This window comes from Micromonospora sp. CPCC 205546, assembly GCF_036902715.1.
Classification (GTDB): domain Bacteria; phylum Actinomycetota; class Actinomycetes; order Mycobacteriales; family Micromonosporaceae; genus Micromonospora.
In genome coordinates, this window is the sequence record NZ_JBAKHL010000099.1 from 1 (window position 1) to 17,791 (window position 17,791).

17 protein-coding genes and 1 pseudogene are annotated in these 17,791 nt (G+C 73.5%); 9 read left to right on the plus strand and 9 right to left on the minus strand.

Going from position 1 to position 17,791, the window contains the following annotated elements:
- Positions 1-214, plus strand: a pseudogene (locus V6U77_RS27750) (glycosyl transferase family 1); the annotation flags it as partial.
- A gap of 110 nt (positions 215-324) precedes the next feature.
- On the opposite strand, the gene V6U77_RS27755 reads toward V6U77_RS27750, so the two are convergent.
- The 5 genes from V6U77_RS27755 to V6U77_RS27775 form a co-directional block, all read right to left on the minus strand.
- The gene (locus V6U77_RS27755; protein ID WP_334609698.1) at positions 325-1,047 is read right to left on the minus strand and encodes a CDP-alcohol phosphatidyltransferase family protein; all 723 of its coding nucleotides are present in this window, start codon (positions 1,045-1,047) and stop codon (positions 325-327) included.
- Positions 1,022-2,089, minus strand: coding sequence for an iron-containing alcohol dehydrogenase family protein (locus tag V6U77_RS27760; protein ID WP_334609699.1), 1,068 nt, complete (start codon positions 2,087-2,089; stop codon positions 1,022-1,024). The genes V6U77_RS27755 and V6U77_RS27760 overlap by 26 nt, the downstream gene beginning before the upstream one ends.
- On the minus strand, positions 2,077-2,808 hold the full coding sequence (locus tag V6U77_RS27765; RefSeq protein WP_334609700.1) for a phosphocholine cytidylyltransferase family protein: 732 nt from the start codon (positions 2,806-2,808) through the stop codon (positions 2,077-2,079). The genes V6U77_RS27760 and V6U77_RS27765 overlap by 13 nt, the downstream gene beginning before the upstream one ends.
- A 79-nt stretch (positions 2,809-2,887) precedes the next feature.
- Positions 2,888-3,658 carry a hypothetical protein gene (locus V6U77_RS27770; protein ID WP_334609701.1) on the minus strand — a complete coding sequence of 257 codons (771 nt, stop codon included), beginning with the start codon at positions 3,656-3,658 and terminating at the stop codon, positions 2,888-2,890.
- Positions 3,655-4,104, minus strand: coding sequence for an NUDIX hydrolase (locus V6U77_RS27775; protein ID WP_334609702.1), 450 nt, complete (start codon positions 4,102-4,104; stop codon positions 3,655-3,657). Before V6U77_RS27775 ends, V6U77_RS27770 begins: the two co-directional genes overlap by 4 nt.
- A gap of 132 nt (positions 4,105-4,236) precedes the next feature.
- Between V6U77_RS27775 and V6U77_RS27780 the strand changes: the two genes are divergently transcribed.
- The 3 genes from V6U77_RS27780 (at position 4,237) to corA (ending at position 7,389) form a co-directional block, all read left to right on the plus strand.
- Positions 4,237-4,695, plus strand: coding sequence for an ester cyclase (locus tag V6U77_RS27780; RefSeq protein WP_334609703.1), 459 nt, complete (start codon positions 4,237-4,239; stop codon positions 4,693-4,695).
- Between the two features lie 106 nt (positions 4,696-4,801).
- Entirely contained in the window at positions 4,802-5,896 is a 1,095-nt protein-coding gene (locus tag V6U77_RS27785; protein ID WP_334609704.1) for an aminotransferase-like domain-containing protein, read from the plus strand.
- A gap of 437 nt (positions 5,897-6,333) precedes the next feature.
- Positions 6,334-7,389 carry a magnesium/cobalt transporter CorA gene (gene corA, locus V6U77_RS27790; protein WP_442934528.1) on the plus strand — a complete coding sequence of 352 codons (1,056 nt, stop codon included), beginning with the start codon at positions 6,334-6,336 and terminating at the stop codon, positions 7,387-7,389.
- An 80-nt stretch (positions 7,390-7,469) separates the two neighbouring features.
- On the opposite strand, the gene V6U77_RS27795 is transcribed toward corA, so the two are convergent.
- Positions 7,470-8,285 carry a hypothetical protein gene (locus tag V6U77_RS27795; protein ID WP_334609707.1) on the minus strand — a complete coding sequence of 272 codons (816 nt, stop codon included), beginning with the start codon at positions 8,283-8,285 and terminating at the stop codon, positions 7,470-7,472.
- Between the two features lie 84 nt (positions 8,286-8,369).
- Here V6U77_RS27795 and V6U77_RS27800 point away from each other — a divergent pair, with 84 nt between their 5' ends.
- On the plus strand, positions 8,370-8,900 hold the full coding sequence (locus tag V6U77_RS27800) for a peptidylprolyl isomerase (RefSeq protein WP_334609708.1): 531 nt from the start codon (positions 8,370-8,372) through the stop codon (positions 8,898-8,900).
- Positions 8,901-8,994: 94 nt separating this feature from the next.
- On the plus strand, positions 8,995-9,909 hold the full coding sequence (locus tag V6U77_RS27805; protein ID WP_334609709.1) for a rhomboid family intramembrane serine protease: 915 nt from the start codon (positions 8,995-8,997) through the stop codon (positions 9,907-9,909).
- Between the two features lie 26 nt (positions 9,910-9,935).
- Here the strand turns inward: V6U77_RS27805 and V6U77_RS27810 are convergent, their stop codons facing one another.
- Positions 9,936-10,364, minus strand: a complete 429-nt coding sequence (locus V6U77_RS27810) for a PH domain-containing protein (RefSeq protein ID WP_334609710.1) — start codon at positions 10,362-10,364, stop codon at positions 9,936-9,938.
- Between the two features lie 91 nt (positions 10,365-10,455).
- Here V6U77_RS27810 and V6U77_RS27815 point away from each other — a divergent pair, with 91 nt between their 5' ends.
- From V6U77_RS27815 to V6U77_RS27825, 3 genes are all read left to right on the plus strand, one after another.
- On the plus strand, positions 10,456-11,628 hold the full coding sequence (locus V6U77_RS27815) for a thiolase family protein (protein ID WP_334609711.1): 1,173 nt from the start codon (positions 10,456-10,458) through the stop codon (positions 11,626-11,628).
- A gap of 190 nt (positions 11,629-11,818) precedes the next feature.
- Entirely contained in the window at positions 11,819-13,426 is a 1,608-nt protein-coding gene (locus V6U77_RS27820) for a glycoside hydrolase domain-containing protein (RefSeq protein WP_334609712.1), read from the plus strand.
- Between the two features lie 130 nt (positions 13,427-13,556).
- Positions 13,557-14,060 carry a hypothetical protein gene (locus V6U77_RS27825; protein ID WP_334609713.1) on the plus strand — a complete coding sequence of 168 codons (504 nt, stop codon included), beginning with the start codon at positions 13,557-13,559 and terminating at the stop codon, positions 14,058-14,060.
- A 100-nt stretch (positions 14,061-14,160) separates the two neighbouring features.
- Here V6U77_RS27825 and V6U77_RS27830 read toward each other — a convergent pair whose 3' ends face one another.
- Together V6U77_RS27830 and V6U77_RS27835 are read right to left on the minus strand one after the other, a co-directional pair.
- On the minus strand, positions 14,161-15,759 hold the full coding sequence (locus tag V6U77_RS27830; protein WP_334609714.1) for a ricin-type beta-trefoil lectin domain protein: 1,599 nt from the start codon (positions 15,757-15,759) through the stop codon (positions 14,161-14,163).
- Between the two features lie 153 nt (positions 15,760-15,912).
- On the minus strand, positions 15,913-17,791 hold a 1,879-nt coding region (locus tag V6U77_RS27835; RefSeq protein ID WP_442934527.1), incomplete at its 5' end, for a phospholipid carrier-dependent glycosyltransferase.

Consider the following 17,791-nt stretch of genomic DNA (forward strand, 5'->3'; position numbering starts at 1 on the left):
GCTGCCCACCGGCGTGGCGGCGGGCGAGGCGGGCTGGGTGGTGCCCCCGGAGCCGGCCGCCATGGCCGCCGCCCTGCCGGTGGCCCGGGCCGGCGCGGCGACGCTGGCCCCGGCGGCCCGCGCCCGCTACGAGCGCACGTTCCACCCCGACGTGGTCACCAAGCGCCTCCTCGACATCTACGCGGACGTCTCGCGCCGCGCCCAGCCCCGCTAGGCCGGGATGACGGGAGGTCTTGGTAGCGAAGCGCCCCTGGAGGGGCCGTTCCCTGCCAAGATCTCCCGTACGGCCGGTCGCGCCGGCGCAGGCCGCCCCGGCGGCACACCTCAGCGCAGGGAGGCGCGGGCGGAGAAGGCGATGCTGGCGAACAGGAAGCCGCCGTTGACGATCGTGAACGCCACGATCACCCAGAGGACCAGGCCCGGGGCGAAGGCCAGCACCAGGCCGGCGGCGAAGATCACCGCGCCGTAGTCGCGGACGAGCTTCACGAGGCGTACGGGCAGCGAGGTCGAGGTGACCATGCTGGCGGCGTTCGGGCCGGCCTGCATCACGGAGGTGACCAGGTTGACCATCCAGGTGCCGGCGAAGATGGCGACCAGCCAGCTCGGCGTGGACGGCTCCTGCGCCACGGCCGTCGCCGACAGGGCGGCGACCAGGGCGATCTGGGCGGCCACGTCGCAGAGCACGTCGACCCGGGCGCCGGCGGCGCTGCCCTGCCCCGTCACCCGGGCGAGCTGACCGTCGGCGCAGTCCAGGCAGTACGCGACCTGCCAGCCGACCAGCGCGAGCAGCCCGACCGCCCAGGCCGGCACCTCGCCGGCGGCGACCGGCCCGGCGAGCGCGACCACGGTGACCGAGGTGGCCAGGCCGAGCACCAGGTTGGCGATGGTCAGCGCGGTCGGGCGCAGCCCGAGGCGCTGGGCGACGAGCGCGAAGACCGCGCCCAGCCACTGGCTGATCGATTCGCTGAACAGGCCGCCGCCCCGGTTCACCCGGTGGAAGTCGGCGACGGTGGGACGGGGCTCAGCCAAGGTGGTCGCGGATTGCACCGGCGTAGTCTGCCAGCCGTCCCCGCGTCTCGGTAGGCGACATCGCCAGGTGTTCGAGGATCGTGTAGCGGTCCGGGCGGGTCCGGGGCGCGAACTGCACGGCATCGACGAACTGCTCGTCGGTCAGGCCCAGCTCGCCCGGCGTGGTGGCGAGACCGTGCCGGTGCAGGCAACGGGCGAGCCGACCGAACCGGTCGGTGTCTCCGCGCAGGAACGTGCAGAAGAGGGCGCCGAGCCCGACCTGCTCCCCGTGGGCGGCGGTGCCGGGGTGGAGCCGGTCGATCGCGTGGGAGATCTCGTGGTCGCCGCCGCTGGCGGGGCGCGTTGACCCGCACACCGAGCTGGCGATGCCGCCCATGATCAGTGCCTCGGCCAGCGTGGTGAGGAAGCCGTCGTCGGTGATCTTGCCCGGGTGGTTGAGCAGGGCCTCGGCGCCCGTCCTGGCCAGGGTGACCGCGAGCCCGTCGATGGGCTCGCCGCGTACCTCGTGGGCCAGCTCCCAGTCGGCGCAGGCGTTCAGGTTGCTCACCGCGTCGCCGATGCCGGCCTGGGTCTGCCGGTCCGGGCCGTTCTCCACGAAGTCGAGGTCGATGATGACGCCGATCGGGATGTGCACGCCGTAGGAGCCCTTGCCGCCCTCGTGGTCGAGCGAGGCGGTCGGCGAGGCGATGCCGTCGTTCGCCAGGCTGGTCGCCACCGTCACCATCGGCATCCCGTAGCGGGTGGCCGCGTACTTGGCGGTGTCGATGGTCTTGCCGCCGCCGATGCCCACCACGGCGTCGTAGTGGCGACGCCGCAGCCGGTCGCCGAGGTCGTTCGCCGCGTCGATGGTGCCGCCGACGACCGTGAAGACGTCGGCCGCGCCGAGCGACGGCCGGCACAGCTCGGCGATCCGCTCACCCTGGCCGGGGCCGACCACGACCGCCACGTCCCCGCCGGCCGAGATCCGCCGGTCGGCCAGCAGCGGCCCGAGGTCGGCCACCGCACCCCGCCGGACCTCGATCACGAGCGGGGTGTTGACCGTACGGGCTAGTAGCGGCACGCGATCTCCCGCGCCCGGGCCAGGTCGGCGTGATTGTCGACCTCGACCCAGGAGACGTCACCGATCGGCGCCGCCCGCACCTCGCCGCCACGGTCGGCGAACTCCTGGTAGCCGTCCTCGTAGTAGAGGTTCGGGTCGCGCCGCCACGTCGCCTCCAGCGCGTCGGCGAGGGCGTCGGCCACCTGCGGCTCGATGAGCGTCGCGCCGATGTACTCCCCGTACGCCTCGCCCGGATCCATGATCTTGGTGATCCGGGTGAGCTGGCCGGCGGCGTCGAAGGTGGTCTTCATCTCCTCCTCGGCCAGCGGCTTGATGGTGTCGACGGCGAGCAGGATGCCCGGGCCGCGCTCGGCCAGCAGGGTCTTCTCCACGCTCACCGGGTGCACGGTGTCGCCGTTGACCAGCAGCACGCCGCGGGCGAAGTGCTCGCGGGCCAGCCACAGGGAGTAGGCGTTGTTCCACTCCTCGGCCTTGTCGTTGTGCACGAGGGTGATCGTGACGCCGTACTTCTTCTCCAGCTCCGCCTGCCGGGAGACGACCGCGTCGGCGGCGTAGCCGACCACGATCACCACGTCGGTGAGCCCCACCTCGGCCAGGTTGCGCAGCGAGATGTCCAGGATGGTGGTGTCACCGTCCACCGGCACCAGCGCCTTGGGCAGGGTGTCGGTGTACGGGCGCAGCCGGCGCCCCGCCCCGGCTGCCAGCACCATCCCGATCATTGAGGCGTCCTCCCTCGTACGACTCCCGGTCACCGCTGGAGGATAGCCCCGTGCGGCGGCGCCGCTGCGGTCAACCGGGTCAGCCGGGCAGCGCCGCCAGGTCAGCAAGCACCCCGAGCCGCTCCTCGGCGGCCAGCACGGCGTACGGCGCGGCGGCCCGCCGGTCGGTCTCCAGCTCGATGGCGAGCTGCTCCGGGCCGGGCGGCAGGGCGGCGGCACTCGCCGCGTCGTGCCCGGCGGCGGTCCACGCGGCGGCGTGCGCGTCGGCCCGGTGGTAGCGCATCGTGCCGAGCCGGTTCAGCAGCAGCACGCCGGGCGGGGTGCCGTCCGGCTCGTACGGCGGCGCCGTCGCGGCGAACGCGGCACCGGCCTCGGCGCCCTGTTCGTCGGCCAGCACCAGCGCGCACGTGAGCACCCGGCCGAACGCCTCCACCAGCCGCAGCACCCGGTCCTCGTGCCCCGCCCAGAGTTCCTCGGTGACCTCCGCGTGCACCTGCCAGATCTCGGCGAGGAAGGCCAGCCCGCGTTCGGTGGCGGAGAGCCCGCCCTCCGGGCTGCGGTGGATCATCCCGTACGCCACCTGCTTGTCCAGGGCCCGCCGGCACTCGACCGGGTCCCGGTAGCGGGTGACCGCCGCGAAGCCCGCCTCGTCGACCGTCCCGCCCGGTGCCGCGAGGCGGGTGCGGAACTCCAGCAGGAAGCCGGTGGCCGCCGGCCCGCCGTACCGCTGGCTCAGCTCGGCGCCGCCGCCGTCGCGGCCGGCGAGGATGCCGGCGACGAACGCCCGCTCGACCGCCGGGGCGACGAGGCCGGCGAACCGGTGCGGCGCCAGCTCGACGGTGTCGTTCACAGACCGATCGAACGCAGGGCGGCGAAACCTTCGTCCGCGATCCGCCGGATGAGGCCGTCGTTGACGTCGCGGTGCTCGTCGAGCAGGTCGAGCTCGTCGGCGGCGAGCCAGCGGAACTCGGTGTGCTTGCCCACCTCGAGCGTCGGCCGGGCCAGGTCGCCGTCGACCCGGACCAGCCAGTCGCGCTCGATGCGCGCCAGGCCGTCGTCGGCGACGTAGTGGTGCTCCCCGACCTGGCCGAGCACGTGCGACACCGTCCAGCCGGTCTCCTCGGTCACCTCCCGGCGCAGCGCGTCCATCCAGTCCTCGCCCGGTTCCAGGTGACCGCCGACGATGTCCCAACAATTGGGAAAGATGCGCCGCTGGGCGGATCGTCGCTGGACGAAGAGTCGACCGTCGTCGTCGACGATCAGCGCGCCGGCGCAGCGCAGAGGCTCGGTGGACACGCCACGACAGTAGCGAGCGTCGGCGCGTTCCGGCGACGCCCCGGTCTTCTCCGCGCGGGGTGTGGCGGGCCGATCGACGGGTAAGGATTCGGTGCGGGCGCGGACGGGCCGTGATCCGCGAGGGAGGTCCCCATGCGCGGCGCGGATCGGCTGGTCGAGCAGCAGTACGCGATGCTCCTGCGGCGGGACGTGGCCCGGCTGCCGGACCTCTACGCGGCCGACGCCTTCTACTCCATGCCCGGCGTCACGGTGCGCCCGACCGAGCTGCCCGCCCTGCTGCGCACCTGGACGGGCGCCTTCCCGGACCTGGTCGTCGACCCGATCGGGTCCGTGCAGACGGCCGGCGGCGCGGCCGTCGAGCAGCGGCTGACCGGCACCCACACCGGGGTGCTGCACACCCCGTTCGGCACCGTCGCGCCGACCGGCCGGCTGGTGAGCTGGGAGGTGGTGGACGTCGTCCGGGTCCGGCGCGGCAAGATCGCGGCCTGGCGGTCCTACTTCGACTGGGGGCAGCTCATCGCGGCGCTCGGTCTGCACGTGGACGGGCTCTCCCGGGAGGCGCAGCACGACCCGCTCGTCCTTCCGGTCTGACCTGTCGCCGACCGGTGGACGCCGGTCACCCGTCCCGGTGGCTCAGGATGCGGACATCGCCGTGCCTGGCGCACGCACCCCGTCGCCTTCCGTACGCTGAACAGCCATGACCGCCGAGCAGCTGATCTCCTTCGCCCGTGGCGCTCCCTCGCTGGACATCGTCGATGTCGAGGGGCTCAAGGCCGCCGCCGTCCGCGCCTTCGACGCCGACCCCGCCGGGGTGACCGCCTACGGCACCTCCGTCGGCTACCTCCCGCTGCGGAAGTGGATCGCCGAGAAGCACGGGGTCTCCGCCGACCAGGTGCTGATCACCAACGGGTCGTTGCAGGCGGACGCGTTCCTCTTCGACCACCTGGTCCGCCCCGGCGACGCGGTGGTGGTGGAGCGTCCGACGTACGACCGGACGCTGCTCAACCTCCAGCGGATGGGCGGCGAGCTGCACGGCGTCTCGATCCAGCCGGACGGCCTCGACACCGCCGAGCTGCGCAAGCTGCTGGAGTCGGGGGTGCGCCCCCGGCTGGCGCACGTCATCCCGAACTACCAGAACCCGGCCGGCGTGACCCTCAGCCTGGAGAAGCGCCGCGAGCTGCTCGACCTCGCCGCCGAGTACGAGTTCACGATCTTCGAGGACGACCCGTACGCCGACATCCGGTTCCGGGGCGAGGCGCTGCCGTCGATGCTCTCGATGGACACGCGTGGCGTCGTGGTGCACGCCTCCAGCTTCACCAAGACGGTCTGCCCCGGGGTACGGGTCGGCTACCTGGTCGGTCCGGCGGACCTGATCGGCGACATCGCGAAGAAGGCGACCAGCCTCTACATCTCGCCGGGCATGGTCTCCGAGGCGATCGTGCACCAGTTCTGCGTCTCCGGCGACATCGCGCGCTCCATCGAGACGGTGCGCGCCGCGCTCGGCGAGCGGGCCCGGGTGCTGGCCGAGTCCCTGCGCCGGCACATCCCCGAGGCCCGCTTCGTGGAGCCGGACGGCGGCTACTTCCTCTGGGTCGAGCTGCCCGAGGACGTGGAGGTCGACCGGCTCGCGCCGGCCGCAGCCGAGCGCGGGGTGGCGGTGGTCAAGGGCAGCGACTTCGTCGTCGACGGCGGGCGGCACGCGCTGCGGCTGGCGTACTCGGCCGTGACCGCGGACCGGATCGACGAGGGCGTGCGGCGGCTGGCGGAGGCGATGGCGGCCGTCCGGAGCTGAATTTCTGTCAGATTCCTGACACTTGGTCGATCGCGGCCGCCCCGGGTCTCCCGCCGGGGCGGCCGACGGCCCACAATGCTGCGAGCGCCACTCACCACGTGTAGCGGAACCCGCCGCCCGGTGCCGGCCCCGCCGCCCCCGGCGACGAGCCCACGCCGGCCCGACCGACGGCACGTGCAGCGGCGCGACCAGCACGATCCCCGCCCCCAAAAGGGCGTCGGGTCGGGCCGGGTCGTCCCCTCACCCCCCTGATGCGACCCGGCCCGCCCGGCGCCACCCTCCCGGCGATCGTCACCGGCGGTGATCATCGACGGCGGCGTAGTGTTCACCGGCGGCAGCGCGTGGGAGGGGGCGTGATGACGGACCGGGAGCGGACGACCGCGTCCAACGGCGGACGGGTGCTCAGGCCCCGGGACTGGGTGGCGCCGGTGCGGGCCATGACCCGCCGGCTCAACTCCGACCCGCAGCAGGCCGCCGCGCCGGACGGCCCGCGGCGCAACTCGGTCGTCGACTGCGCCCTCTACGTGGACGGCCGCAGGCAGGCCGGCGACTGGCAGTACGCCGAGGCGCTCGCCGCGGCCCGCCGCGAGAGGCACGGCTTCGTCTGGCTCGGCCTGCACGAACCGGAGCTGGCCGAGATGAGCGCCATCGCCGCCACGTACGGGCTGCACGAGCTGGCCGTCGAGGACGCGGTGAAGGCGCAGCAGCGTCCCAAGCTGGAGCAGTTCGGCGAGGTCAGCTTCCTGGTGCTGCGGACCGCCCGGTACTGCGAGCACGCCGAGCTGACCGAGCACTCCGAGGTCGTCGACACCGGCCAGGTGCTGCTCTTCATCGGCCCGAACTTCCTGGTCAGCGTCCGACACGGGGACGCCTGCCGGCTGGCTCCCGTGCGGGCCGACCTGGAGACGAAGCAGGACCTGCTGCTCCAGGGACCCTGGGCGGTGGCGTACGCGGTCACCGACCGGGTCGTGGACCTCTACCTGGAGGTCGCCGACCGGCTGGAGGACGACCTCGACACGCTGGAGGCCGACGTGTTCGACCGCCAGTCCACCGGCCGGATCCAGCGGATCTACCAGATGAAGCGGGAGCTGGTGGAGTTCAAGCGGGCGGTGATGCCGTTGCAGCGCCCGCTGCTGACCCTCACCGCGCAGATGAACCGCGACGTGCCGAAGGAGATCCGCCGCTACTTCCGCGACGTGCAGGACCACCTCAGCCGCACCGTCGAGCAGGTCAACTCCTACGACGACCTGCTCAACTCGATCCTGCAGGCGCGGCTGGCGCAGGTCACGGTCGACCAGAACAACGACATGCGCAAGATCGCGGCGTGGGCCGCCATCGCCGCCGTCTGGACCGCCATCGCCGGCATCTACGGGATGAACTTCGAGGTCATGCCGGAGCTGAAGATGACGTACGGCTATCCCGTCGTCCTCGCCCTGATGCTCACGATCTCGCTGGCCCTCTACCGCTGGTTCCGCCGCAACGGCTGGCTCTGACGGCCGCCACCGGACGCGGAAGCGCCGGCGGGGCGGGGGGGAGTCCCGCTCGCCGGCGCTTTCCGGGACCGACCGGGGTGTCAGTGGCGGCCGTTGGTCCTGGCGCCGCCCTTGCCGAGCGCCTCGGTCAGGTCGTCCGCCGGACGGCCCGAGGTGTCCTTGGCGCCCTCGGCCACCGACGGGACCTTGTCCGTCGCGTGCACCGTCGGCTGCTTGCCCGGGGTGGTGGTGGAGGCGCTGTCGCCGCCGGCCACCGCCGAGCTGCCGGCACCGGTCGGGCCGCCGGCCACACCCGAGCCGCTCGACATCGTCGAGGCGTCGGTCACCGGGGTACGGATCTCCATCGTCTCCACCTCGTCCTTCATCGGCTCCAGGGTGCGGGTCGGGTCGTACTCGGCCCACTCCTGCTGCTCCCGGCGCCGCCGCATCGCCATCGCGGTGACCCCGGCGACCGCGCCGGCCGCGAGCAGGCCGGTCATCATGGACCCGCCCCGGCGGGAGTTCTTCTTCCGGGAAGCCTTCATGTTCTTCGCCTTGACCTTCCTGCCGGCCGCGACCTGCTTGGCTGCCAGGGCCTTCCGGCCGGTGACCGCCTTGCCCGCCGCCTCGGCCTGCGCCTTGCGGACGGCCAGGGCCAGCGGCGCGAGCGCCGCGACCGTGGACGCGAGGCCGCTGGACGCGCGGTCGCGCACGATGACGGCCGTCGGCGCGACCGCGCCCCGGGCCGCCTGGACCCGCGGGGCGACGGTGGCGCCGGCGCCCCTCGCGGCGTACGTCGCGGCCTGCCTCAGGTGACCGAGGCCCTGGTTCAGCTCCACCTTGGCCAGCTGCCCCTGGGTCTTACGCCGCCCGATTCCAAACACGGTCCCACCTCCTGGGAGTTGTTCCTTCGTCATCCTCCACCTTCGGATGCCTCCGCACTGCCAGATCGGGCACATGGGAGGATCCGCATGGAACTGACCAACGACTGAGGAGTACCCGTGGCCGAGGCTGTCTACGCCACCTTGCACACCAACGCTGGCCCGATCCGGCTGGAGCTCTTCCAGAACCACGCCCCGAAGACCGTCAGGAACTTCGTTGAACTGGCGGAGGGCACCCGCGAATACACCGACCCGCGCACGGGTCAGCCGGGCAGCGGGCCGTACTACGACGGCACCATCTCGCACCGGGTGATCAGCGGCTTCATGGTCCAGATGGGCGACCCGACCGGCACCGGTCGCGGTGGCCCGGGTTACAAGTTCGGTGACGAGTTTCACCCGGAGCTGCGCTTCGACCAGCCGTACCTGCTGGCGATGGCGAACGCCGGGCCCGGCACCAACGGCTCGCAGTTCTTCATCACCGTGTCGCCGACGCCACACCTGAACAACCGGCACACCATCTTCGGGAAGGTGGCCGACGAGCAGTCGGTGAAGGTCGTCGACGCGATCGCCAACACCCCGACCGGCCCGAACGACCGGCCGCTGCAGGACGTCGTCATCGAGCGGGTCGAGATCGAGCGGCCGGCTGCCTGAGCGGTCCGCGAGGTACCTTTGCCGACATGACTGAGCGCTCCGAGGGCCGGAACCGGTTGGTGGGTCGCGCGATCCGCGACGGCGGGCGCGTGCGGTGAGCGAGTCGCCACCCACCACCCCGGTCTGCTACCGGCACCCCGGCCGGGAGACGTACGTCCGCTGCACCCGCTGCGACCGGCCGATCTGTCCGGACTGCATGCGGGAGGCGTCGGTCGGGTTCCAGTGCCCGGAGTGCGTGGCGGAGGGACGTCGTAGCGTGCGACCGGCGCGTACCGCCTTCGGCGGCGGTACCGCCGGTCGGCACGGCTACGTCACCAAGGCGCTGATCGCGCTCAACGTGCTGATGATGCTGCTCTCCATCGCCTCCGACCGGGGCGGGGACGCGGCGGTCGGCGGCTCCGGCTTCGGCGGCCTGATGGGCGGCAGCACCCCGCTGACCGACTGGGGCTCGGTGCTGGGCGGCGCGCTCTTCCCGGACGGCACGGTCGGCGGCATCGCGGAGGGCGAGTGGTACCGCCTGGTCACCGCCATGTTCCTGCACTACGGCGTGGTCCACCTGCTGCTGAACATGTGGGCGCTGTGGGTGCTCGGCCGGTCGCTGGAGGCCAGCCTCGGGCCGCTGCGGTTCCTGGCGCTCTACCTGGTCGCCGGGCTGGGCGGCAACGTCGCCGCCTACCTGTTCAGCGCCGAGAACCAGCTCACCGCCGGCGCCTCCACGTCGATCTTCGGACTGTTCGCCGCGCTGGTGGTCATCGAACGGAAGATGGGGCGGGACATCTCCCAGGTGCTGCCCATCCTGGTGATCAACCTGGTCTTCACGTTCACCGTGCCGGGCATCTCGATCCCCGGGCACCTGGGCGGCCTGGTGATCGGCGCGCTGCTGGCGCTCGTGTTCGCGTACGCCCCACGGTCGCGCCGGACGCTGGTGCAGTTCGCGGGCGGCGCGGTGATCGTGGTGGCGCTGATCGGCCTGGCCCTGGTCCGTACCGCGGCCATCGTCGGCGGCTGACCCTCCGCCCGGCCGGGCGGGCCCGCTCAGTGCGGGCGGGCCTCGTGCAGGGCCCGGGCCACCTCGGCGGGATCCGCGCCGAGGTCGTGACGGCCGAAGAGGTGCAGCGACTCCCCCGCGTCGATCTCCAGCAGCTCGCTGGTCAGTCCGCGCCGCGCGCGACGGTCCACGGTCACCTTCTCGACCGTCGACCAGGGCAGCCGCCGGTGCCCCGCGAAGCCCCGGACGACCGTGATCCCGTCCGGGTCGACCGCGAGGCGGACCGGCGCGAGGAGGTCGCGCGCCGCCCAGCCGGCGAGCGCGACCGCCGTGAGCACGGCCAGCGCCAGCCGGATCCGGTCGCCACCGTCGAGGAGCAGCGCCAGGGCCAGCAGCGCGGCCGCGCCGGTCAGCTTGAGCGCCGGCAGGGCGGGCGGCACCCGCCACTGGTGGGTCGGGGCCGGGTGCGCAGGCATCCGTTCAGCATGCCAGGGCGCCGGGGGAGGACACCCGGCCCACCGACGACGTAGGATCGGGGCCGGCCCAAGTTACCGGGGAGTAGTCATCATGAGTGACGCAGTCATCGTCGGCGCGGTACGCACCCCGGTGGGGCGGCGCAAGGGCAGCCTGGCCGCCGTGCACCCGGTCGACCTCTCGGCGCACGTGCTACGCGCGCTCGCCGAGCGCACCGGCATCGACCCGGCCCAGGTCGACGACGTGGTCTGGGGCTGCGTCTCCCAGGTCGGCGACCAGTCGTGGAACATCGCCCGCAACGGCGTGCTCGCCGCCGGCTGGCCCGAGTCGGTGCCCGGCACCACCCTCGACCGGCAGTGCGGCTCCAGTCAGCAGGCCCTGCACTTCGCCGCCGCGACCGTCCTCTCCGGCCAGGCCGACCTGGTCGTCGCCGGTGGCGTCGAGTCGATGACCCGGGTCGCGATGGGCTCCAGCGTGGCCGGCGGTTCGCCCTTCAGCGACCAGCTGCGCGACCGCTACCGCGGCGTCGAGGGCTTCGCCGACGACGCGCCGCTGCCGTTCAACCAGGGCGTCGGGGCGGAACTCATCGCCGGGCGCTGGCGCCTCTCGCGGGCGCAGCTCGACGAGTTCGCCCTCGCCAGCCACGAGAAGGCCGCCGCCGCGCAGGACGCCGGCGCCTTCGACGCCGAGATCGCCCCGGTGGCCCTGGCCGACGGCGGCAAGTTCACCGCCGACGAGGGGATCCGGCGGGACACCTCGCTGGAGAAGCTCGGCGAGCTGGCCACCCCGTTCCGCGCGGACGGGGTCGTCACCGCCGGCTCCGCCTCGCAGATCTCCGACGGCGCGGCGGCGCTCGCCGTCACGACCAGCGAGTGGGCCAGTCGCCACGGCCTGCGCCCGCTGGCCCGGGTGCACACCGCCGTCGTCGCCGCCGACGACCCCGTCACCATGCTCACCGCACCCATCCCGGCCACCGCGAAGGCGCTGCGCCGCGCGGGGCTGGGCATCGAGGAGATCGGGGTGTACGAGGTGAACGAGGCGTTCGCGCCGGTGCCGCTGGCCTGGCTGGCGGAGACCGAGGCGGACCCGGAGCGGCTCAACCCGCGCGGAGGCGCGATCGCCCTCGGCCACCCGCTCGGCGGCTCCGGCGCCCGGATCATGACCACGATGCTCGCCCACATGCGGGACAACGACATCCGCTACGGCCTCCAGACGATGTGCGAGGGCGGCGGCATGGCCAACGCGACCATCGTCGAGTTGCTCTAGGGGAGATTCCCGCTGCTCCGTGCGCCGCCAGGCCGGGTCCGCCGAACGCGGGCGGACCCGGCCTGGCGGCTGTCGTGGCCGCCGGTCTCGACAAGGACGACCGGCCCGGGCAGAATCGGCGCGCCGGCGTCGAGCCAGAGACGTCTCCACGTCCGCCCGCCGGCCATCCACAGACGGGGATCGGGGACTCGTGACGCTCAATCGCACTCTGCCCGCCGGCCGCCGGCGGGGCACCCTACGGGCCGTCGCGGCGGCGGTCGCCGTACTCGGCGCCGGTGCCGCCCTGACCACCACGGCGACGCCTGCCCGCGCCGACTACACCGGGCCGCACCCGGGCACCTTCACCGGCCAGGGCTTCGACACCTGCACCGCGCCGTCGAACGCCGCGATGAAGGCGTGGCTGGCCTCGCCGTACCGGGCGGTGGGCATCTACATCGGAGGGAACGGCCGGGCGTGTGCCCAGCCGAACCTGACCCGGGAGTGGGTGAGCACGCAGGCCGCGGCCGGCTGGCGGTTCTTCCCGCTCTACGTCGGGCCGCAGGCGCCCTGCCGCAGCACCAGCAAGCCTCGGATCGATCCGGCGCAGGCGGCGGCACAGGGGCGGGCGGCCGCCGACGACGCCGCGGCGCGGGCCCGTGACCTGGGCCTGCCCCGGGAGAGCACGGTCTTCTACAACATGGAGAAGTACCCGGGCGGTGACGCGGCCTGCTCGGCGGCGGTGCAGACCTTCACCCACGCCTGGACCATCCGGCTGCACGACCACGGCTACTTCTCCGGCTTCTACACCGACGTGGCCTCCGGCGGCCTGGCGGACCAGGTCTCCGGTTACGAGCGGGCCGGCCACGGCCGCCCCGACTACCTGGACTTCGCCCGCTGGGACGGCGTGCAGGCGGTGACGGACGAGGCGCTGCCGGAGTCGTACTGGATGCCGAAGCAGCGGATGAAGCAGTACCGCGGCGACCACCACGAGACGTGGGGCGGCGTGACGATCAACATCGACAGCAACCTCCTCGACCTCGCCGTGCTGCCGGCCACCCCGTTCGGCGACTTCACCGGCAACGGCTGGGCGGATCTGGGCTACCGCGACCCGGCGACCGGGCAGCTGCACGTGTACGGCGGCAACGGCGCCACGCTCAGCGGGCGCAGCTCGCTCGGCGCGGGCTGGAACGGCATGGACGCGATCGTCCGGGCCGGCAACTTCGACCGGTCCGGCGGGGAGGATCTGCTGGCCCGCGAGATGTCGACCGGCTACCTCTGGTTCTATCCCGGCAACGGCTCGGGCGTGACCACCCGGGTCCGGGTCGGCAGCGGCTGGAACAGCATGCGGGAGATCACGCCGGTCGGCGACTGGAACGGGGACGGCTACCAGGACCTGGCGGCGGTGCAGACCTCCACCGGCGCCCTCTGGCTCTATCCCGGCAGGGGCACCGGCTTCGGCAGCCGGATCGCCCTCGACGGCGGCGTCGGCTGGAACGAGATGGACGAGTTGTCCGGCGGGGCCGACTTCACCGGGGACGGGCGCCCCGACCTGCTGGCCCGGGAGAAGAGCACGGGCCGCCTGCGTGTCCACCCCGGCGGCCCGGACGGGCTGGTCGGCGTCCCGATCGACGCGGGAGCCGGCTGGGGCGGCATGCGCGACCTCGTGCAGCTCGGCGACTTCGACCGGGACGGCCAGCCGGACCTGGCGGCCGTCCAGCAGTCGACCGGCAACGTGCTGCGCTACCGGTGGAACGGTGGGGGCTGGCTGAGCCCGACCCGGCTGGGCAGCGGGTTCGGCGCGATGCAGCCGCTGCTCTGAGCCCGGACACCCGGGCCCGCCGACGCGGGTGGGCCCGGGTGTCGGACAGGCGGTGCGACCGTCGGCCGTGGAAGTTCTGCAAGTTGCACGTGGCCCACGTCACTCCCGGGCCGTCGTCGTTGGTCAGAGCATGGACGTCTTCTCCCGTACGTTCCTTCCGGCCGCCGCCGAGGCCGGTCTGGCGGTACAGACCGTCACCCGCCACATGCCAGTCTTCCGCCGCTGCGTCGGCTCCGGCGACGCCACCATCCTCGTCACCCGGTGCGGCCGGCCCGACCGCCCGATGGCCGGCGAGTACCTCCTCCTGCTGACCCACCGGCGGCTGGTGGTCACCCAGCAGACCCGCGTGCTGCACCGGCTGCGCCTGCACCTCAACACCGAGCTCCGGGAACTAAGCAACGTCACCTGGAGCCCCGACCCGCGTCTGCACTCGGTCGAGCTGGCCGCCACCGCGATCGACGGCATCCGCGAGCGGTTCCTCATCCACACCCGGCGCCCGAAGCAGGTGTGGCAGCTCGACGCGCTGCTGAACCACGCCTTCCGGACCCGGCTGCGCACGCCCCGCGAGCGGCTCGTCGCCACCGTCGGCGCGGCCGCGCGGTCCGCCGACTTCCGCCCCGCCGTGGTGCGCTGACCCGTCTCCTCACCCGAACATCCGCCGCCCGCCGCGAACGCGCCGGGCCACCGGTCGGCGCGAGCGGTGCCGCCCGAGGAGAACGGCACCGCTGGCGCGGTCAGTAGACGCGGGAGCCGATGAAGTCGTCGTGCCCGTAGCCCACCGGGTTGGCGAAGTTGCGGGACTCGAAGGACCACTGCTGGCGGGTGCTGGCGGAGCAGGCGGCCAGGCGCAGCCGCGGGGTGCCCGGCAGCGGGTTGTCGAACGCCAGGCAGAGGCCGGCGTTGCCGGCGGCCTTGATCTGGTTGCCGGCGAGGACGAACTTCTGGTTGGTGCCGCCGTGGCAGTCGTGGATGTTCACCGCCGTGCCGGCGCTCAGCGACCCGCCCGAGACGTCCAGGCAGCGGTCGTGGGAGAGCTCCGAGTGCAGCGACTGGCGGGTCGGGTCGTACCAGAAGCCCTGGTTGCGCCCGCCGTGGCAGCCGTACGACTGCTGGGGGGTGCCGTTGCGCGAGTCGTAGCCCTTGCCGTCGACGCAGGCGCCGGTGGCGGCGTTGCGCAGCTGCTTGAACTCGAGGAGCCCGTCGTAGAGCACGCCGTTGCCGGTGCTGGCCGGGTCCACGCAGGTCGCCCGCTGGCGCCCCGAGTCGACGAACTGCGTGACGCACTGGGCGAACATGCCGTGCCCGCGCTTGTTCGGGTGGAACGACTGGCGTGCCGCGTTCTCGTCCCAGACGCCGATCTCGATGAAGAGGCCGCGTACGGAGGTGCTGTCGGTGCACACCTCGTGGCCGTGGAAGAGCCGGCTGGCGTCCAGGTAGCGGGTCCCCGTGTTGGCCGCCGCCGCCCGCAGCGCCGCCTCGAACAGCGGCACCGCCTTGTTCCGGGCGAACGCGGTGTCGGCCAGGTAGAGCAGGCAGCCACCGGAGTACCAGCCCGGGAAGTTCGGGTTGTCCTCCACGTCCGGGCTGCCGGGGCTCGGGTACGACATGAGCACGAGTTCGTAGTCGGACTGCAGGTAGCCGGCGCCGGTCATGGTCCGCCGGATGTCGGTGAGCGCGTCCTGGACGGCCCGCCGGCTGCCGTCGGTGCGGACGGACCACTGGTCGGTGTAGGTGGGGTAGCAGGGTCCCTGGAGGAGGACCCGACGGACGGCGCAGTCGGTGGCGACCGGGCCGAACTGGATCGTGCCGTCGCCGTTGGCGCCGACCACCACCCAGATCAGCTTGATGTGCGTGTTGCGGGCCTTGATGGCCAGGTGGTCGCCCTGGTTCAGCTCGTTGTGCTGGGTCGGGCCGCCCCGGATGAGGTTCCACGGGGTCGCCCCGGAGCAGGCGATGTTGTACTTCTCGTCGGCGGCGATCCCGGTGCGGAAGACGGCCTGGTCGTACGAGCGGTCGCACCAGTTGCCGGGCTCGTGGGTGCCGGGGACGTAGTTGCCGACCCCTTCGCCGGAGATCTGGCTGTCGCCCATGGTGATCAGCGCGGTGCGGCGCTGCTCGATGGGGCGGACTGCGGGCGCGCCGTAGAGCGCGGTGGCCTCGGCGGCGCGGATCGTCTCCAGGTTGGCGGGGAGTGGCTGGATGGCGGGACGGTCGGCCGCGGTGGCGGGGGAGCCCGTTCCGGCGAGCATCGGCAGGACGAGAGCGGCGGCGGCGACGACGGTGAGCGCCCGTCGTCGGGTCGCGCGTTCGCGCCTGGCAGGGGTACCAAGCATCGACGCACTCCTTTCGGCTCGATCGTGGGACGTCGATCGAGTTACCAGAAGGTAGCGTCGGCTTCGAGGTATGTGAATGCGGCTCGTAATCGTTGCCGCAGAGTGCGGAACCGGGCGATCTGGTTGAATCGTGCGCCGGTCGGCTTCCTGCGGTCAGCTCCCCGGCGGCAGGGCGAAGCCCACGTAGCCCCGGAACTGCACGCGCCAGTCCGCCGGCACCAGCGCCGTGCAGGCCGGCCGGCTGCCCGTGCAGACGACGGCGTCCACCGAGGCCGGGTCGGCGGGCGGGCGTCCGGGCAGCACCGACTGGAGCGCCACCAGCTCCGGCGGGCGGCCGTCCGCGTCGCGCAGCAGCAGCCACCAGGGGTACTCCCAGTTGTCGTTCTGCTGCACCAGGCCGATCCGGCGGGCGTCCGTCGCGCGTACCGCCTCGGCCGCCCAGCGGAACTCCTCCGCCCACTGGGGACGCCGTAGGAACCGGGTGTCCCATTCGGAGGTGGTGAAGATCGAGCCCGCCCCGACCAGCCGGCGGGGGAAGCCGTACGACACCGCCAGCACCCCGGCCAGCGCGCAGGTGGCCAGCACGCTCACCGCCAGCCCGGCCGCCACCGACCGTCGACCTCCCGCCCCGCCGGCGCGGCGCCGGAACAGCGCGTCCAACCAGAGCCCCGCCAGCGGTACGGCCAGCGCCAGCGCGTAGAGCAGCAGACGGTTGCCCCACGGCTGCCACTTGATCATGGCGGTGTGCAGCAGCACGGCCGCCACCACGACCACCGCGTACGCGCGCAGCGGCCCCGCCCGCGTGGGGCTGATCCGGCCCGGCCGGGTCAGCGCGTACGCCGCCCCGATCACCGACAGCGCTCCGGCCAGCGGGAAGGCCACCCGGTCCTCGTCGGGATACCAGGACGGCACCGGGAACTGCTCCCGCCCGAAGGTGGTGGCCCGGTCCTGCGGATCCACCCCGATCGCCTCGGCGCCGCCGACGATCGCCTCGGCGCCCGCCCGCCGCAGGGGCGCGAGCGGCGTGTCGAACGCGGTGTGCGCGATCCGCAGCGCGTTGACCAGCAGCGACGGCGGGTCGTGCCGTTCCATCGGGATGGACTCGCGCAGCCGGGGCGGCCCCAGCGGGTGCCCGAACTCGGCGGTCACCCGGGCCAGGAACGGCCCGACCACCACCGCCGCGACCAGCAGGATCAACGCCGACCCGGCGACCGTCCGGCGTATCTGCCGCCCGGCGCGATCGGACGCGGCGGGCTCAGGTGTGGCGCGCTCGGGTGCGGGGCCGGTGCGGGCCAGCCGGAGCTGGGCCAGCCCCCAGAGCAGCAGCAGCGGACCGACCGCGACCATGCCGCTGGTCTTGGTCAGGGCGGTCAGCCCGGTGGCCGCGCCCAGCGCCAGCATCGTCCCGACCCCGGCGCGTCGGCGCAGCCCGTCCAGCGCCAGCGTGGCCGCGCAGGCCACCCAGGCGGCGCAGGCCAGGTCGGTCTGGGTGCTGGTCGCCTGCAGCGCCACCATCGGGGTGGTGGCGAGCACGAACGCGGTCAGCAGTTGGGCCCGCCGTCCGCCGCCGAGTTGCGCGGTGATCCGGGTCGCCGCCAGCAGTACGCCGACCCCGGCCGCCCACTGCACGAGGTTGTGCAGCGCGTCCCCGCCGGTGAACAGGCGCAGGTGCAGCAGCAGGTACTCGGCACCGGGCGGGATGGTCACCTGCCGGTGGATGGCGGTGGGCCAGAAGTCCAGGCCGCCCCGGGCCACCCAGTGCTCCACCTTGGGCAGGTGGTACGTCTGCGAGTCGAAGTTGTTCGGCTCGGCCAGCAGGGCGATCAGCAACTCCACCAGCAGCAGCCCGCCGACCGTGCCGGCGAGCAGGCGCTCGCCCCGACCCGCCGTACGCCAGGCGTGGGCGAGGCGGGCCGACCAGCCGGCCCGGTGGGAGGCGGCGTGCCGCGCGGGGGCCGGCGGCACCGGCGGAGGGGGCGGGGTGCCGGCGCCCGGGCCGACGTTCGCGCCGACCAGCGCCGGCTCCGGCGCC

What these genes read in the sequence shown, in the direction of transcription:
- V6U77_RS27765 (WP_334609700.1), bottom strand. Translation starts at nt 2,808, where the DNA reads ATGATCGGGATGGTGCTGGCAGCCGGGGCGGGGCGCCGGCTGCGCCCG.
- V6U77_RS27780 (WP_334609703.1), top strand. Translation starts at nt 4,237, where the DNA reads ATGCGCGGCGCGGATCGGCTGGTCGAGCAGCAGTACGCGATGCTCCTG.
- V6U77_RS27785 (WP_334609704.1), top strand. Translation starts at nt 4,802, where the DNA reads ATGACCGCCGAGCAGCTGATCTCCTTCGCCCGTGGCGCTCCCTCGCTG.
- corA (WP_442934528.1), top strand. Translation starts at nt 6,334, where the DNA reads ATGACCCGCCGGCTCAACTCCGACCCGCAGCAGGCCGCCGCGCCGGAC.
- V6U77_RS27795 (WP_334609707.1), bottom strand. Translation starts at nt 8,285, where the DNA reads ATGACGAAGGAACAACTCCCAGGAGGTGGGACCGTGTTTGGAATCGGG.
- V6U77_RS27810 (WP_334609710.1), bottom strand. Translation starts at nt 10,364, where the DNA reads ATGCCTGCGCACCCGGCCCCGACCCACCAGTGGCGGGTGCCGCCCGCC.
- V6U77_RS27815 (WP_334609711.1), top strand. Translation starts at nt 10,456, where the DNA reads ATGAGTGACGCAGTCATCGTCGGCGCGGTACGCACCCCGGTGGGGCGG.
- V6U77_RS27825 (WP_334609713.1), top strand. Translation starts at nt 13,557, where the DNA reads ATGGACGTCTTCTCCCGTACGTTCCTTCCGGCCGCCGCCGAGGCCGGT.
- V6U77_RS27830 (WP_334609714.1), bottom strand. Translation starts at nt 15,759, where the DNA reads ATGCTTGGTACCCCTGCCAGGCGCGAACGCGCGACCCGACGACGGGCG.